The organism is Pseudoruminococcus sp. (assembly GCF_047012705.1).
Lineage (GTDB): Bacteria > Bacillota > Clostridia > Oscillospirales > Acutalibacteraceae > Pseudoruminococcus.
The window spans coordinates 12105-28572 of the sequence record NZ_JBKXNW010000010.1; the positions used below are offsets into that span (position 1 = coordinate 12105).

Here is a 16468-nt window from a genome sequence, read left to right on the forward strand (position 1 = left end):
ATTTTGTTACTATAGTTTCGTTTATTTAACATTATATTGACTTTTTAACAGAATAGCTGTATAATAATGACTTATTTTTGTAAATTTGTATAAATTGAATTATTTGTTTCTTTTAAACAATTTTACCTTATTTGGAAATTCTTATAAAGCCGTTGCTAATGTTGCACAAGTTATATTTATATTTTCGCTTTCTGAAAGTACTCGGCAACATTCTGAAAGCGTATAGCCAGTTGTGACAATATCATCTATAAGCAAAATTTTCTTTCCTTGCAAATTTATTTTATCTATTACCTTATAAACTCCGATAATATTTTCCGCACGAACATCGTGGTTTAAAGTATGCTGTTCGAGATTATCACAACATTTTATGAGAGTTTCTGCGTAATCTAACTCAAGAATCTTTGCAAGCTCTCTTGCTATAAGTTCGGATTGATTATAACCTCGCACACGCAAACGCTTTTTTGAAAGCGGTACACTCGTTACAATATCAGCTATAATCTCACCATCGGCAATTACATTTGCAAGAATCGCACCAAAGCTTTTATAAAACTCTCGTTTTCCACGAAATTTATATCTTGTTAAAGCCTCACGAACCTTGCTGTCATACATAAAAGCGGAAACACACTTGTTTCCGCTCGGTAAAGTTCTTATATAAGGCTCTTTGGGAAATTCTGAACGACATTCAGCACATTCAAGTTCTCCTCTGTTAATCAGTTTTAAGCAATACGGACATTTCCTTGGAAAAAATAAATCTAATAAATTCACAATAGACCTACCTTATTTATACCAGAAGTATCGAAGATTGAAAGACTTTTCTTGAAATCAATCCCGAAAGCATTTCCATTCGGAAAAATATCAAGAAGCGGAACCATTACAAATGCCCTTTCAAGAAATCTTGGATGTGGAAGTGTAAGTGCTTTATCATTTCGAGTTTCATTCTCAATAAGAATTATATCAATATCTATAATTCTCGGAGAATTTTTATAAGGGCGAAGTCTGCCCATTTTAGCTTCAATACCTAAACAAGCTCCCATAAGCATTTCCGGCGAAAGCTCGGTTTCTATCATAACACAACAATTATAGAAATTCTGCTGTTCATCGGGTGTTTCAAACGGCTCTGTTTCATAGATTGCTGAAGCTTTGACAAGCTCTGTATCAATCAAAAACGATAATGCCTCAATCGCTCCATTGAGATTTTCAAGACGATTGCCTATATTCGTGCCTAAACAAAGTACAGCCTTTCTCATTTATTCAGACTCCCTACTTCTTGTAATATCAACTGCAACATATCCAAAATCTGCCGCTATCGGTGCATTAGGCTTTTTCAAGCAAACTCTTACACTCTTAGCAAGGCTAAATTCCGTAAGAATACAGTCTGCAACAGCCTGTGCCGCCGCTTCAATTAAATCATAGCGATTTTCGGTCATAACTCGTTTTATACTCTGCGTCGCCTGTGAATAGTTTATTGTAGCTTCAAGATTATCTGTTAGGCAAGCCTTGCTCAAATCAGCAAAAATATCAACATCTAATATAAATAGCTGTCCTCGCTCTTTCTCGAAATCTCGCACACCGTGATAGGCATATATCCTCAAGTCCTTAATAGCAATCTTGTCCATTATATCCCCTCACAATAGAATCCGCTACCTTTGCTGCTTGAACCGACTCTGCAACATCGTGTACTCTTATAATATCTGCTCCTGACGCAATAGAAAGCGTATGTGCCGCAATAGTTCCTGCAAGTCTTTGGTCAAATGGTGGATTTCCACAAGCCGCACCTATAACTCTCTTTCTTGAAGCACCTATGAGAATTGCACATTCATCTACACGATATTTTCCACATTCTCTGAGGATTTCAAGATTCATACTATGCGTTTTGTTAAAGCCTATGCCTGGGTCAAGACAAACTCTTTCCCTTGCTATACCATATTTATCGCACTTTTCTATAACGGATTCAAAAAATTCTTTAATGCCGTCTGCTTTATCGTGCATAATAATACAGCCACAATCGGATTTTGCGGAGATTCTATACATTTCCTCGTCTACATAGCCTGTAACATCGTTAATTATATCTGCACCGTATTCAAGGGATTTTTCGGCAACAGAAGGATAGAATGTATCAATAGAAATCGGCACGCTTACAGCCTTTCTGACAGCCTTTAAGAAAGGAATCAGACGGTTTTCTTCCTCCTCAGCAGAAATTTTTGTATATCCAGGACGGGTGGATTGAGCACCTATATCAATAATATCCGCTCCGTCATTCTGCATTTGTAGAGCGTGTTCTACTGCGGAATCTATGTCAAACCATTTTCCGCCGTCGGAGAATGAATCTGGGGTGACATTGAGTATGCCCATAACATAAGTTTTTTCACCAAGTGGGAGAGTATAGTTTCTTGCTTTAAATACCTTTTGCATTTTTGCCTCCAAATCAGACCTCATTTTTGCATAATATATTTATGCAATCATCTTCTATAGTACCATATCCTGTTCCATATCTTCTTTTTTTATAAAACTTGAAACCGCATTTTTCCTGTACTCTTTTAGATTGAATATTATTTGCAAAATGACAGCAAACAATAATATCAAGCTGAAGTTGATTAAATAGATAATCAATAACTCCTTTTACGGCTTCTGGCATAAATCCTTTACCCCAATAATCCTTGGATAATACAAAGCCTAATTCTCTAACTTTTTTATCTTTAAACTCAGGTAGTGTATTTTCATTGTACTCTTCAATACCTAATGAACCGATAACTTTGCCTTTATATTCGATAGCAAAAGTTTTCTTGTCATTTATAAAAGAATCTATAATCAATTTAGATTCCTCTTTGCTTTTATGATGAGGCCAACCTGCCATTTCTCCAACTCCATCAACACTTGCGTATTCAAAAAAATCATCTAAGTCGGTTTCTTTCCAAGGGCGTAATATAAGTCTTTCTGTTTTTATAACAACATTTGAAATATCGATTTCTAAATTCATAATTTCACCAACAAATTTTTATTTATTTGTCAAAAGCGACATTACTTCAGCTCTTGTCTTTGCATCAGTCCTGATTGCTCCTCTTAATGCAGATGTCATCGTCTTAGCACCAGCTGCTCTCGCTCCTCGCATTGTCATACACAAATGTTCCGCCTCTATAACAACCGCCACACCCAAAGGCTCTAAATTATCATATAAGAAATCTGCAATTTCTGTTGTTAATCTCTCCTGAACCTGCGGCTTTTTTGCGAAACAACTTACTATTCTCGCAAATTTTGATAAACCGATTATCTTTCCATTCTTAGGTATATATGCAATATGTGCTACTCCTACAAAAGGCAAAAGATGATGCTCGCACACTGAATACATCGGTATATCACGAACTATTACAAGCTCTTGCTCCTGTTCCGGAACATTGAATATCTTGAGATATTTCTTAGGGTTGTCGTCTAAGCCTGCAAAAATTTCCTCATACATATTAGCTACTCTCTTTGGCGTTTCGAGCAAGCCCTCTCTATCGACATCTTCTCCGACTGCTGCTAAAAGTTCCTTTACGGCAGCTTCTACTCTTTGTTTATCTATCATCTGCTAATCCCTCTCTCTAAGATTCTTCGCTATCGCTGGTATAAGCTAAAACGACTCTTACAAGTGATGCGTTTTCGTTCTTTACAATGGAAAGTCCATCTCTGTCGATTTTATGCTCATCGTCAAGCTGTTCGTTTGCCGAATTAACATAGGAATAAAACTTATATGGCTGATTAAAGAACAGAGTATTTATATACTCCTCATATTGCATTTCCTTGCCAAACATTATCGGAAGATACTTTTCCTTACTGTTTGCGGCACTTATCAAAGCTGAAATAACCTTATTATTAGTTTCCTCGTCAAATGTTGTAATTACCGCCGCATTTTTTGAATAATACCCAGCCTGTGTCGATGTACATTTCGGAATAAAGAAATTGTATCTCAAGTCATTTTCTTTACTTTGGTCAAGACTTACCTCATCAACAATCGGGCTTATAGTATGGCTTGTTTTTATCATCTCGTCATCAACATTAAAGAAATCATAAATTGCACCATTGGTTGTATCGTCCCATGTAGAATCAAGATGATACCATTTATCATCTATTTTAACAACATTCCACATATGACCTACGCCCTCACTATCGCCACGAATGGTCATACATTCTATGCCGCTGAGATTTAATAAAAGCTGCATAGATTTCGCATAACCCTCACAGACAGCCTCACCTTTAACAATAGAACCATATGAAGAAAAATATTCCCAACCATCGCTAAGACTCGCAACCGTACCTTTATATATACAGTTATTTATTACGAAATCGTGCATAAACTTTTCTCTCTCAAATTCGCTCATTCCGTCCTCAAGAGATGCCATAACCCTATTTATGGCACTATTAAGCACACCATACTTTTTCTCACACTCATCGGCAGATATTACAGAATAAAATTCCGCCATAGTATCCTCGCCAACATAGGCATAGCCAAAAAGATTATCAAGCCAGAATATCTGAGGATTATCAAAAACAAAGGCATTAATTGAACGGCGAATTTCACTTTCTGACATATGCACACCTTTGATATTAACTCTCTCGGTACGATAGTGGTCGTTCTCATCCTTAGTTTCGCTTATGACCGTAACGCTTTTAGAAATCAGGTCATAAAGTTTCTTTTCTGAATCTGAATTCAATGATTCTCTGCCTTTTGTTGTTTTAATCGGTTGATAATATGGAGATTGAGAAAAATCTTCTAATGTTATTTGGCGATAAGAAAGTCCCGTATCGTCACCATCTATATTCACGGCGTTTATAGTATCAGGATTTGCAAAATTATTATCTATAATAGTAGATCTGCCAAGATTTAGAAAATAGATTGTACAGCAGGTGAAAACTGCCGTTAAAACAATAAAAAACAGAACATATACAATTCTTGAAGCGGTTTTTTTCATCTGCTATCCTCCATAAATAATTTAATAACAAAGTGAAACACATTTTGACTGCGGAGGCACTCTGTCAGGGAACCCCCTGTGAGGGTTCTCTACAAAAAATATTCCACAGAGATGTTTTTCTACCCTCCTGCGCTTTGTGAAGCATAAAGTGTTTCGTTCCATGCGAAGATCGCCCAAAGGCTCTGCCGTAGGTAACTACAACTACCTTTGGAAACTGTAAGCTTTTGAAAAAGCTTGAACAAAACTTTTAATTGTCTATCAAACTCATATTGATTAAATAAGCGGCGAATTTCACTGATGAAAACGCCGCTCAGCTCTTAGAAATTATAGGTAATATCAAGGGTAGGATTTAGCTATCTGCGAAAAGTAAACAAATACTCTGCCATAGGCAACTATCCTTGAAAAAAATTAAAAACTTTTATTTGTTTTAAAGTTTTTACTTTCTCTGCGATGCCTTTATATTCTGTCTTGCTTTTTTAAGTTCTGCAAGCGTCTTACTCATATCGTCATCGGCTTGCTTCATAATATCATCTATGTATTCCGCCGCAGCTTTTCTCATTTCGCCTGATTTCATTTTTGCATCGCTTATCATCTCGCTTGAACGGTGCTGTGCTTGTCGGACTATCTCGCTCTTGGCTACCATCTTTCTCGCTCTATCTTCAGCAGAATGAATTATAGCCTCCGCCTCTTGATTTGCCTGACTTATGATTCTATTCCTATCGGCAACTATTCCTCTTGCCTGACGGATTTCTTGCGGAAGATTAGCCTTAATCTCATCAAGTATATCCTTAAAGCCGGTCACACTTACTATTGCCTTATCTTTACTGAGCGGCAGCTTCGCCGAAGCATCTATCATCTCATAGAGGTCATTTATCATTGTTTCTACACTAATATTATTCATAACGACTAATCCTTTCTCAACCTTTCTATAATTTCATCGTGAACACATTCGGGGACAAATGACGATATATCTCCGCCGAGCTGTGCCACTTGTTTTACTATACTTGAGCTTAGGAACATATTCTCTGACCTTGTGGTAAGAAAGATTGTTTCAAGCTCAGGATTAAGCTTTTTATTTGTAAGCGCCATCTGAAATTCATATTCAAAATCAGACAAAGCACGAAGTCCTCTGACTATTGCAGTTGCATTTTTCTGTGCCGCAAAATCTGCAAGCAAGCCATCAAAACTTGTAACCTCAACATTCGGTAAGTCTGCTGTTGCTTTTTCTAAAAGCCTTACTCTTTCTTCTGCTGTAAAGCAAGCTTTTTTATTCATATTATGTAAAACTGCTACGATAATTTTATCAAACATCTTTGAAGCTCTTGTAATAATATCAATATGTCCTACGGTAACAGGGTCAAAGCTACCTGAACAAATAACTGTTTTCATCTATCCGACCACCCTCTGAATGTTTATTATAACATACTTTCGTGAACATAAGCTGTTAGCATAATCTTGCCATAACGATATTGTTTTTTCATAACAAACTCCCCAATCTGATTTGGAAGTTCTTCATCTCTTGGGTGTTCGCAGATTATTTTTCCTGTTCTATTCATAAATATAGGCAAAATATCGAGGGCTTTCTCAAGCAAACCCTTTCTATAAGGCGGGTCAAGAAAAGCAATATCAAATTTCTCGTCACAGCCCTTTAAATATGAAATCGAATCAGATGACTTAACCTCGGCATTTTCAGAAAGCCCGGTTGTTTCGAGGTTACGGTTTATAACAGCAAGTGAACTCTTTGAGGAATCGACCAGTATAGCTTTCTTCGCTCCTCTGCTAAGAGCCTCTATACCCATTTGTCCTGAGCCTGCAAATAAATCAAGAAATACTCTGCCCTCAAGTTCAAACTGAATAATTGAGAAAACAGCCTCCTTAACCATATCTGTAGTAGGTCTGACATCGTTGCCACTAAGCGTTTCGAGCTTCCTTCCGCCCGCCTTACCTGTAATAACTCTCATTCGGTTTCACTTCCTTTACTTATTTTCTAAAAAATAATTTTATAAATGCTATAACAAACATATTATAGCACATACTGACAAATTATGCACTAATTATTTAGTACGGTTTACCAATTTAATCGAATTTTTTCGTTTTTGATGTCAAGAGCTTTGCACTTAAAACCCACGAGTGACGTTATCCCTCAACACTGCGAGCCTTTGAAAGGCTCGCACGAAACTTTTAATTGTCTTGGGAAAGACAAAATTATCTAAACGGTAGTTAATCGGTAATTACTTTCTCCGCAGCAATATAAGCCGATTGAGAATGTCGAAAGAGACTTATCGAGCGATTACGCGTCTTGTCCTGGGCAGTCACGCACCGCATCTTGGGAACGGCGGCCCGCCGTCTTAAGCAAAACTTTTAATTATCTTAACTTATTATTTAGACTTAACAGTTATGATGAAACCATCTACATTATTTCCCGAAACCTCATAATCACAATCCTTTGGAATAGCTATCTGAGTTATATCTCCATCTTCATATGCTTTCTCATACCACATACTCCATGTTGTGCCATCTTCTGCACTTACCGTTAATGGATTATCCTTTGTATTACTCTTAATCTTATCAAGATATTCCTCAAGGCAAAGATTATTCTGCTTCATATATATTGCATGAGGTATACCAACATAACGATAATGCCAAGGTTCATAGTAATATCCTGTTACATCTACTTTATCTTCAGGATAACGCACTATAAAGCCATAATTTGCACAATTATTCAAGAACCATTCATCATTGCCTGTTCCGTCAAAAGCAATACCACTCTTATCCGTAGCATTATAGTGGTCTATATCAAAAACATAGCCTGTCTGATGGTCACTATATCCCGGAGGTGCAACAAGATTTACACCCGCCTCCGGGTCACTATTGAGTTCATCTTGATAAAGCCCCTTCTGAGTAGCATAACTTCTGTATGCACAAGCTATATAAAGGTCGCTTTCACCATAAATACTATAAAAATCATCAAACATCTTATTTGTTGCATCAACAATAGACTTATTTATCATAACATTCGTATCAGCAACAGTATATGTGTTTGTTTTATAGTCATAGAGTGAAACCGCCTCCTCGCCGTCAACATATGAAGGATTATCCTTATTGACGAGTATCAAGCTACCTTTATGAACATCACTGTTATTTAGTTTTATAGCTTGCTGCGTGCCATCAAGCCTTGGTGCCGGCTGAACATTAGGCTTAGAAGATTCAGCTTTACTTGGAGTTTTGCTTTCAACATTGCTTTTACTAGAAACAACAGAAGTGGTTTCTGATGAGGTATTTGCAGAAGAATTTGTTGCTTTATTATTAGAATTTGAGCTAAGAAGATAGCAAAGCGTAAATAATACACAGATTATTATTAGCAGAAAAAGCATTACCTTAAACTGTTCCTTACTCTCTTTATCAAAAAATTTCTTTTCCAAGATAGCATCTCTTTTCCAAATTTATTTTATGTCCTTAGAAATATTATAGCCTGATTTTCAAAGTATATTTTACTTAATAGATAAATAACAATAATATTATTAAAATCGTCAGATTTAATTTAATAATACACAGTATAACATAATCCCTAATATTTGTCGAGTATCATAAATTGCAATGCTTGATTGTAATATCTGAATTTGATATAATAAATATATAATAACATTTTTGTAGGGAGATTGCTATGAAAACAATAAAGTCAATTCCGAAAAATGATGGATTCTATATGCCTGCTGAATTTGCTCCACACTACGGCTGTATAATGATTTGGCCTGAGCGTGGCGATTCGTGGCAATATGGCGGATATTCGGCACGAAAGGCTTTTATAAAGGCTGCTGAAATTATAGCAAGGTCAGAAAAGTTGACCGTTCTCACATCTGAGGCTCAATATAACAATGCTCGTGCTATGCTTGCGGAAAATATTCGTGTTGTGGAACTTTCAACAGATGATTCCTGGGCAAGAGATACTGCCCCTACTTTCGTAACCAACGGCAAAATCATTCGTGGAATAGATTGGAATTTCAACGCTTGGGGCGGTCTTACTGACGGCCTTTATTTTCCTTGGGAGCGTGACCGCCAGCTTGCAAGAAAACTTTGCGACCTCTACGATGTTGATATATATGATGAGAGAGATTTTATTCTTGAAGGAGGTTCTATTCATTCAAATGGTGCAGGCACTATACTTACAACTGAGGAATGTCTTTTGAGTGAGGGCAGAAACTCCCATATGACAAAAGCTGAAATTGAGAAAAAGCTCAAAGATACTCTCGGTGCAGAAAAGGTCATCTGGCTACCATACGGAATATACAATGACGAAACTAACGGTCATATTGATAATATCTGTGCCTTTACCTCTGAAACAGACATCGTTCTTGCATGGACTGATGACGAAAACGACCCGCAATATGAGCTTTCTTCAGCCTGTCTGAAAGTCCTTGAAAATTCAACAACCTCTGATGGCAAAAAATTCACTATCCACAAGCTCCCTTTACCTAAACCTATATTTATTACCAAAAACGAATGTGAAGGTCTTGATACAATGGACGGTCTTCCGACGAGAACACCAAACGAACGACTTGCCGCATCTTATGTCAATTTCTATATCTCAAACGCTGCAATCGTTATGCCATTTTTTAATGATAAAAATGATAAAATCGCACGGGATATTCTTACATCACTATTCCCGACAAGAGAGATTATTGGTATTTATGCGAGAGATATTCTTATTGGCGGCGGTAATTTTCATTGTCTGACACAACAAATACCTCTTGGTATGCCTTTCATAAAATAAACGACAATTCTCCCCTAAGACAATCAAAAATTTTACTTAAGGCGGCGAGCCGCCGCTACCCAGATGCGGTGCGTGAGCACACAGGACAAGATGCGTAATTTCTCGACATTTGCAAGGGTAATTTATTGACACGGATTAAGAAATTAGCAATGAGCTACCGCTTAGCGAACAGATTTCTCTAAGGCAATTATAAAGTTTTGCTCGAGCCTTTTCAAAGGTTTTCAGTTTCCAAAGGTAGTCACCTAAGGCGTAACCTTTGGTGAGTGTTAGAGCAATAACATCTATTTCTTCTTAAGCTGTGGACATAGTCCACCGCTTAATTCTTTCGTTAGCAACAAAATCCATAAATAACAGCAAAAATCCCGCAACCAATATAAGTTGCGGGATTTTTTATATCTCTGATATTACTTAATATCTCTCTTTTTGAATACTGACATACCTATTATAATGCTTACAGCTATATATGCAAGAGCTACCAATATCGGTATATATATCGTTCCATTATGATAGCTTTCGGAAACTGTTCCGCCTAATGTTCCTATCCAATAATAAGCAATTTGCCCATATTGATTATTATTATATGACACCACTTTTTCTAAATCTGAATCAGAAGCATCATTCATAATAGTTAAAACATTAAACATATTAATAATTATTGGAATAAGATAATGTACACAAAGTGTTATTGCAATAGTACCACCGTTTGTACGAATTAAGTAGGCAATCATAGCTATAAGTGATACATAACCTATAAGTATAAGAATATCTACCCCATATGTAGTGAAAAGTTCTGCAAAGTATCCATCACCAAAACCGCCTGCTGGAGTTCCAAGAAAAATCAAACCGAAAATAACACAGCTTACTGCAAAGCAAAGTGTAATTATCAAAGCCTCTACTATGCAAACAATAAGCTTTGATAAGAATATGTATTCTCTCTTAAAACCTCTGGCGGCAATATTTTTAAGAGTTCCTGCGTTATACTCTATTGTAATGAAAAGACAGACACCGATTATTATAAGTATAAAATAATCAGTCGATGCTGGAGATAACATAGTTGGTAAAACATTTTCTATTGTCATTACCGAATTACTGATGTCTTCCATCATTTGATTTAATTGTGAACTAATAAACATTGCTATTGCTGCTATTGCAGCGGAAATTATACAACATACATAAAAACTTTTCATTCGGAAAAGCTTGTAAAAATCTGATTTTAATAGATTTTGCATTATTATACCGCCTTTCTTAAAAACTATCAACCCATTCTCTCAACGAAGTAATTTTCAAAATCACTGCCAGCTGTGGTCAGAGATTCTACGACTACATCATTTGTAAATAGAGCCTTTGTGATTGAACCCGTATCATCAATAGCTGAACCAATAACAACTTCATTGTTATTATTTATGGAAAGTTCTGGAACCTTTTCGTATTTATCCGCAAGAAGATTTGAAATAATCTGCTTTGCCTTTTCAGGATTATTTGTTTTGATAACAGTAGTTGCTGTACATCTGCTTATAAGCTCCTCGTGGGTAAGTTCCTCTACAAGCTTACCGTTACTGATAATGCCATAGCAAGTAGAAAGTTTGCTAAGCTCTCCTAAAATGTGGCTTGAAATAAGGACAGTTTTTCCAAGTTCCTTATTTAGTTTGATGATGAGGTCACGAACCTCGATAATTCCTGACGGGTCAAGACCGTTGATAGGTTCATCGAGTATGAGAAATTCCGGGTCGCCTATGAGGGCGATTGCTATACCAAGTCTTTGCTTCATACCGAGAGAATAATCTCTTGCTTTTTTCTTACCAACATCACTAAGTCCGACAAGGTTAAGAAGTTCAGGAATTAAATCCTCATTTATGCCAAGCATTTTACAGAATATAGTGAGGTTCTGCTTGCCTGTCATATTCGGATATATTGCTGGGCTTTCGATAAGATTGCCGATTTTGGCACGAGCTTTATAGCTATCCATTCCTCCGAAAAATTCAAAACTACCTGATGTTGGATTTGCAAGACCAAGTACAAGGCGGATAAGAGTTGTCTTACCTGCACCATTTTTTCCGACAAAACCATATACTTCGCCTTTTCGGATATTCATATTAACATTATTTACTGCTAATTTTTCGCCATATTTTTTTGTGAGCTCAAAAGTTCTTAATGCGTATTCCATAGTTTCCTCCTTGAAGTTATTTTGTATCATCGTGATAATACAAGTATAACTATTTTACAATTTATTGTCAAGAAAAATTTATAATATTTTGAATTTATATTTGATTTATATAGGAAATATAGGAATTATCAATAAGAATATTCTAACATAATACTTGACATATTAAGAAAGTAATGGTATCATATGGTTGCATTAGTTAAAACTAACTAACTTGATATATTTTATTATTCAAGGGGCTTCTTTGTAGAAGCGTCTATTTAATTAGTAAGTGGTTAGTTTTAACTAACAAGGGGAGTTTTTTATATATTTTTTATAACCGCACATACACTCGATTTATTCAAAGAAAGGTGATGCAAAATGAGTATTGTTATCGTTGGCGGAAACGAAAGAATGGTTTGTCAGTATGAAGATATATGCAAGAATTACGGTTGCAAAGCGAAAATATTCGTTAAAGAACGAGGTGCTTTAGATAAAAAAATGGGAAATCCCGACCTACTAATTCTTTTTACAAACACCGTTTCTCACAAAATGGTAATCAGTGCCTTAGGCGAGGCGAAACGCAGTAATATACCTGTCTGTCGCTGTCATTCAAGCAGTGCTACCGCTCTTAACAAAATCCTCTCTGAACAGATTGGTGCTTAAAACAAAAGGCTGGGAACTTTCATTGGTTCTCAGCCTTTTTCGTGAGTTGAACAAAAATTAAAAGTTTCGCTCGGTCTGTGTAAGGAAAACTTATTGATGTGGTGGAAGTAATTCCAAGTGAACTACCGCTTAGCTGATGCACTTATCTAAGACACTCAAAGTTTAGGTCAAGCCTTTTCAAAGGCTTGCAGTTTCCAAAGGCAGAGCCTTTGGTCGCTCTCCGCAGAGAGCGAAACACCTTTGGGCTTTGCCCAACATTCTTTGCTCCTTAAGCGGTGGACTTCGTCCACCGCTTAATTTTCTCTCATTAGCAACATTAGTCAATAAGGGCGGACTTTGTCCGCCCTTTAGGGGCAAGAGATGTTAAGGGCGTTGCCCTTAAAACCCACCAAAGGCTCCGCCTTTGGAATCCGTAAGCTTTTGAAAAAGCTTGAGCAAAACTTTTAATTGTCTAAGGGTAGTTTGTTAGCTACGCGGTAGTTTCTTCGACCGCGTCAACAAACTTCTCTTATAAGTGTCGAGCTAGACTTGTCGAGCGATTACGCGTCTTGACGGCGGCGGCTCGCCGCTTATTCATCTTCTTCACCATTCGCAGACTGCACTATCATCGTCAAAACCGTTATATCATCATCGTGCCCGTCACTTCTCCTCGCCGTTGCCTCATCCGTAATCAAATTCGCCAACTCTTGCGAACTTTTATTCCAATTACGAATAATATTTGCTATCCAATCTTCTCCCGTAGCAACCGCACCATCAGAAAGCATAACTACTATATCTCCAGGCAGTAAAGCCTCTGTACTATACGAAAATTCAACATTCGGCAAGATTCCTACGGGCAGTGACGGTGATTCTATAGAGAAAACCTTTCCACCCTTTCTGATAAAGGTCATAGGCGCTCCGGCTTTCATAAGCTCAATCCCGCCTGTAAACATATCAAAGGAAAGCACATCAAGGGTGGCAAGTGATTCATCACCCGATTTAACCATCAATGCAGAATTTACAACCTTTAAAGCACAATCAAAGCCTAAACCCGCTTTAATTAACTTTGCAATTATACTTGACGCCATACTTCCATCAACAGCCGCTCTGCCGCCTGTTCCCATACCGTCACTTATCACAGCTACCATTCTGCCCATACCGTCGCAGAAATACTTGAAATGGTCACCGCAAAGCCTGCCGTTTCCACAAATATGTTGAGCCGTTGCAATATCAACATCATAGACAGGTCTTTCGCTGAAAACTATCCTACATCTGCCGTTAACCATAGTAACAGCCGGATTTTCAAATCTTCTTCCGCAAAGCTTAGAAACCTCTCTTGTCAGAACGGACCTTTTCAGCACACTTCTTTCCGTATCGGCGGTTTCAATCTCAACGCTCATTCTGCCAAGTCTATCTATACGACAGCTTATATCCATAGGAACATAGCCCTCGTCCTTCATCATAACGCTTATTCTGTGTGCGGCGTCTGTATCAAATCTTTCGTAGCTTTCGTATTCTTCAGCCATTTCTCCGAGAATTTCGCCTAAACCGCAAAACTGTCCCGCAACAACCGCACGAACCTCATCAACTCTGCGTTGAGCCGCCTCGTAGGTAATATAATTATCGTAATTGCGGTTGACGGCATTAGCCATTTCATGTATCTTGCAACAGCGTTTGCGGAAATCTTGTCGAAAATCGTCCTCTGTTACTTCTCCATTTTTTCGTAAAACTTCATCAAGACAATCAAAGCTTGCAATCGTTGCACCGTGTTCCCTCTCCCAACAATAGGTTTTAAGTCCACAGCGTTTACAGGTTTCAGAAACGGCTTTCTTATAAACTCCGCTCATATCCGGCGAAACTACCTCCGCAAGCTTTTGTGCGACATCTTCAACATCGCTTGAAACATCAGAAAGTGCTTTAGATGCAAAGTCTAAACGCATAATAACGGACCTTCGCAAACCTTCACAGCGTGTATCGCTATCCTTTTCCATAAATATCGCACCGAGAAATCTTCCCGTATCCTTTGGCAAAATTATAAATATCAAGCTTGCCGCTAATACTTCGTAAAGTCCAAGTATTACAAGTGTTAAATTTCCTGTCTGCATAGAAATTATGCCGTTGCATAGTATAAACGCTATGGCTGAGGCAAGTCTGCCCGCTGTTGAAAACATACCTGCCATAAGTCCGCCAAAAGCGTATGAACCCGCAAGAAAACTCATTTCCGAGCTTGAAAGGCTCATTACTATTCCTGCTGAAATTCCTGCAATAGCACCTCCCGAAATACTGCCATACCTCGCACAGAAGAGTATGGCAACTACTGATAAAATTCTTCCGATAGAAAGCGAACCTATCGTTATACTTGAAAACGACAGTATCATTATACAGAGTGAAAGCACAAGACAAGAAATTTCTGGTATAGATAACATTCCAAGACTTTTTGTACCATAGGATATTGTTATAGTCCTTGAAAGAAAATATGCTCCCGCTGAACCAAGTACCGCTTCTATCATATAAAGCACCATACTTCTGCCCGAAAATCCGCTGACGCTCATCATAGCCAAGCCCGTTGCTATGAGAGCCATAAGTGTTATTATCGGTGCAAACAGCTTGCTTTTACGGATTCTTGCAATGTCATTGAGAGTCCATCTTATTGCCGCAAGTGCAATCATAGCCGTAACATAGCGGATAGTATTTCCTGTACCGCTTATAGTACAGTAGCCAATAGACGCTCCCAACACGCTTGCAAGCATATTTTTGAATGGTGCTGCCGCCATAATAGATATGCCGAATGGAGCATACGAGCCAAAAACAGCCGCACGAGCAGCTATAAATCCTGAAATAAAATAAACCATCTGAACAAATGCTCCACGAGAAGCAATATTCCCGAAAGCTTGTCCACAGCCACCTCTTATTCTCATTACCAATTCTCTCACAATATCAGTCCTTTTCAATTAAACAGTCTTTATGATTGATATTGTAACGCACGGGAAATAAAATAATTGTCAAAAATTGGTAATTTCCCAAAATCATTAAAAATAAAAGTTTTGCTTGTAATAAGCATAAGAAGTTTATCCACGCAAAGGGCTAAACTACCGCTTAGCTAACGCACTTCTCTAAGAAAATTAAAAGTTTCGCTCGAGCCTTTTCAAAGGCTCGTAGGTCAAGGGCAACGCCCTTGTCGCTCTCCGCAGAGAGCGAAACACCTTTGGGCTTTGCCCAACATTTATTTTTTCTTAAAATCGGCGGATTTTATCCGCCGATTCATTTTCTTTTGTTAACAACATTAGTAAATAAGGGCGGACATAGTCCTCCCTTATGAGCAAAAAATGTTAAGAGCATTGCCCTTAACACCCAACAAAGGCTCCGCCTTTGGAAACTGTGAGCCTTTAAAAAGGCTCGAGCGAAACTTTTAATTATCTTAGAGAAATCTATTCACTAATCATAGATGCAAACCATCTTTATTTATATTTGGAATACTTGCTTTTTTTCATAGGCTTTTTCTTATAGCGTTCTCGGCGTACAGATTTATCTATCGAATTTGCTCCGCTTATATTCGCAAAAATTACAATCAGAGCCGCCATAACCACAACAGCCACCAACGCCCACATTATTATGCCAAGTATAGAAACGCCTTCATTTGTTTTTGGAATTTCTATGCCGATATTATCAGGTATAGAAAGCTCGACAGTATTTTCTATTTTATAATCAGATAGTGCGAATGCCTCAAAGCTCGGCACTACAATAGCCATAACCGAAAGAATTATTGCGATAAAAGCCGAAAGCCTTTTCAAAATCCTCACCTCGCACATTATTTAAGAATAATTTTACCACAAAAACAAGCTATATAAAAGGGTTATTGGAAAATAAATGACGGAGTGCCTCTGCTGTCAAGACGCGAAATCAGTTTTTCAAGCAAAACCTCGACACTCGCAAGGTGAGATTGTTGACGAGATCGAAGAAATTAGC

At 37.6% G+C, this 16468-nt stretch carries 17 protein-coding genes; 2 read left to right on the plus strand and 15 right to left on the minus strand.

Annotated elements, in window-relative coordinates:
- Positions 1-141: 141 nt before the first annotated feature.
- The 11 genes from ACLU24_RS10415 to ACLU24_RS10465 form a co-directional block, all read right to left on the minus strand.
- Complete coding sequence (locus tag ACLU24_RS10415) at positions 142-765, minus strand: ComF family protein (protein ID WP_412612470.1); 624 nt, start codon at positions 763-765, stop codon at positions 142-144.
- On the minus strand, positions 762-1247 hold the full coding sequence (folK, locus tag ACLU24_RS10420; RefSeq protein WP_412612471.1) for a 2-amino-4-hydroxy-6-hydroxymethyldihydropteridine diphosphokinase: 486 nt from the start codon (positions 1245-1247) through the stop codon (positions 762-764). Before folK ends, ACLU24_RS10415 begins: the two co-directional genes overlap by 4 nt.
- Entirely contained in the window at positions 1248-1616 is a 369-nt protein-coding gene (gene folB / locus ACLU24_RS10425) for a dihydroneopterin aldolase (protein WP_412612473.1), read from the minus strand. It lies immediately after the preceding gene.
- Entirely contained in the window at positions 1597-2412 is an 816-nt protein-coding gene (gene folP / locus ACLU24_RS10430) for a dihydropteroate synthase (protein WP_412612474.1), read from the minus strand. Before folP ends, folB begins: the two co-directional genes overlap by 20 nt.
- A 13-nt stretch (positions 2413-2425) precedes the next feature.
- A complete protein-coding gene (locus ACLU24_RS10435) occupies positions 2426-2977 on the minus strand; it encodes a GNAT family N-acetyltransferase (protein WP_412612476.1) in 552 nt (183 codons plus the stop codon).
- An 18-nt stretch (positions 2978-2995) separates the two neighbouring features.
- Complete coding sequence (gene folE, locus ACLU24_RS10440) at positions 2996-3562, minus strand: GTP cyclohydrolase I FolE (RefSeq protein ID WP_412612477.1); 567 nt, start codon at positions 3560-3562, stop codon at positions 2996-2998.
- 16 nt (positions 3563-3578) lie between these two features.
- Positions 3579-4946 (minus strand): transglutaminase domain-containing protein, encoded by a 1368-nt coding sequence (locus tag ACLU24_RS10445; protein WP_412612479.1) that lies wholly within the window; start codon positions 4944-4946, stop codon positions 3579-3581.
- Positions 4947-5382: 436 nt separating this feature from the next.
- Positions 5383-5847 (minus strand): ATPase, encoded by a 465-nt coding sequence (locus ACLU24_RS10450; RefSeq protein ID WP_412612481.1) that lies wholly within the window; start codon positions 5845-5847, stop codon positions 5383-5385.
- 5 nt (positions 5848-5852) lie between these two features.
- Positions 5853-6335 carry a pantetheine-phosphate adenylyltransferase gene (coaD, locus tag ACLU24_RS10455; protein WP_412612482.1) on the minus strand — a complete coding sequence of 161 codons (483 nt, stop codon included), beginning with the start codon at positions 6333-6335 and terminating at the stop codon, positions 5853-5855.
- A 26-nt stretch (positions 6336-6361) separates the two neighbouring features.
- Positions 6362-6907 carry a 16S rRNA (guanine(966)-N(2))-methyltransferase RsmD gene (gene rsmD / locus ACLU24_RS10460; protein WP_412612484.1) on the minus strand — a complete coding sequence of 182 codons (546 nt, stop codon included), beginning with the start codon at positions 6905-6907 and terminating at the stop codon, positions 6362-6364.
- 417 nt (positions 6908-7324) lie between these two features.
- Complete coding sequence (locus ACLU24_RS10465) at positions 7325-8368, minus strand: M15 family metallopeptidase (RefSeq protein ID WP_412612486.1); 1044 nt, start codon at positions 8366-8368, stop codon at positions 7325-7327.
- A gap of 242 nt (positions 8369-8610) precedes the next feature.
- Between ACLU24_RS10465 and aguA the strand changes: the two genes are divergently transcribed.
- Positions 8611-9717: an agmatine deiminase gene (aguA, locus tag ACLU24_RS10470; RefSeq protein ID WP_412612487.1), complete on the plus strand. Its 1107-nt coding sequence runs from the start codon at positions 8611-8613 to the stop codon at positions 9715-9717.
- A 404-nt stretch (positions 9718-10121) separates the two neighbouring features.
- On the opposite strand, the gene ACLU24_RS10475 is transcribed toward aguA, so the two are convergent.
- Complete coding sequence (locus ACLU24_RS10475) at positions 10122-10946, minus strand: ABC transporter permease (protein ID WP_412612488.1); 825 nt, start codon at positions 10944-10946, stop codon at positions 10122-10124.
- 26 nt (positions 10947-10972) lie between these two features.
- Positions 10973-11881 carry an ABC transporter ATP-binding protein gene (locus ACLU24_RS10480; RefSeq protein ID WP_412612489.1) on the minus strand — a complete coding sequence of 303 codons (909 nt, stop codon included), beginning with the start codon at positions 11879-11881 and terminating at the stop codon, positions 10973-10975.
- A 357-nt stretch (positions 11882-12238) separates the two neighbouring features.
- Between ACLU24_RS10480 and ACLU24_RS10485 the strand changes: the two genes are divergently transcribed.
- Positions 12239-12523 (plus strand): DUF2325 domain-containing protein, encoded by a 285-nt coding sequence (locus tag ACLU24_RS10485; RefSeq protein ID WP_332018038.1) that lies wholly within the window; start codon positions 12239-12241, stop codon positions 12521-12523.
- A gap of 569 nt (positions 12524-13092) precedes the next feature.
- On the opposite strand, the gene ACLU24_RS10490 is transcribed toward ACLU24_RS10485, so the two are convergent.
- The gene (locus tag ACLU24_RS10490; protein ID WP_412612490.1) at positions 13093-15420 is read right to left on the minus strand and encodes a SpoIIE family protein phosphatase; all 2328 of its coding nucleotides are present in this window, start codon (positions 15418-15420) and stop codon (positions 13093-13095) included.
- A 540-nt stretch (positions 15421-15960) separates the two neighbouring features.
- The gene (locus tag ACLU24_RS10495; protein WP_412612491.1) at positions 15961-16293 is read right to left on the minus strand and encodes a hypothetical protein; all 333 of its coding nucleotides are present in this window, start codon (positions 16291-16293) and stop codon (positions 15961-15963) included.
- Between the last annotated feature and the right edge of the window lie 175 nt (positions 16294-16468).

Coding starts and splice junctions, on each gene's coding strand:
- folK (WP_412612471.1), bottom strand. CDS start 1,247: ATGAGAAAGGCTGTACTTTGTTTAGGCACGAATATAGGCAATCGTCTT.
- folB (WP_412612473.1), bottom strand. CDS start 1,616: ATGGACAAGATTGCTATTAAGGACTTGAGGATATATGCCTATCACGGT.
- folP (WP_412612474.1), bottom strand. CDS start 2,412: ATGCAAAAGGTATTTAAAGCAAGAAACTATACTCTCCCACTTGGTGAA.
- ACLU24_RS10435 (WP_412612476.1), bottom strand. CDS start 2,977: ATGAATTTAGAAATCGATATTTCAAATGTTGTTATAAAAACAGAAAGA.
- folE (WP_412612477.1), bottom strand. CDS start 3,562: ATGATAGATAAACAAAGAGTAGAAGCTGCCGTAAAGGAACTTTTAGCA.
- ACLU24_RS10445 (WP_412612479.1), bottom strand. CDS start 4,946: ATGAAAAAAACCGCTTCAAGAATTGTATATGTTCTGTTTTTTATTGTT.
- ACLU24_RS10450 (WP_412612481.1), bottom strand. CDS start 5,847: ATGAATAATATTAGTGTAGAAACAATGATAAATGACCTCTATGAGATG.
- coaD (WP_412612482.1), bottom strand. CDS start 6,335: ATGAAAACAGTTATTTGTTCAGGTAGCTTTGACCCTGTTACCGTAGGA.
- rsmD (WP_412612484.1), bottom strand. CDS start 6,907: ATGAGAGTTATTACAGGTAAGGCGGGCGGAAGGAAGCTCGAAACGCTT.
- aguA (WP_412612487.1), top strand. CDS start 8,611: ATGAAAACAATAAAGTCAATTCCGAAAAATGATGGATTCTATATGCCT.
- ACLU24_RS10475 (WP_412612488.1), bottom strand. CDS start 10,946: ATGCAAAATCTATTAAAATCAGATTTTTACAAGCTTTTCCGAATGAAA.
- ACLU24_RS10480 (WP_412612489.1), bottom strand. CDS start 11,881: ATGGAATACGCATTAAGAACTTTTGAGCTCACAAAAAAATATGGCGAA.
- ACLU24_RS10485 (WP_332018038.1), top strand. CDS start 12,239: ATGAGTATTGTTATCGTTGGCGGAAACGAAAGAATGGTTTGTCAGTAT.
- ACLU24_RS10490 (WP_412612490.1), bottom strand. CDS start 15,420: ATGAGAATAAGAGGTGGCTGTGGACAAGCTTTCGGGAATATTGCTTCT.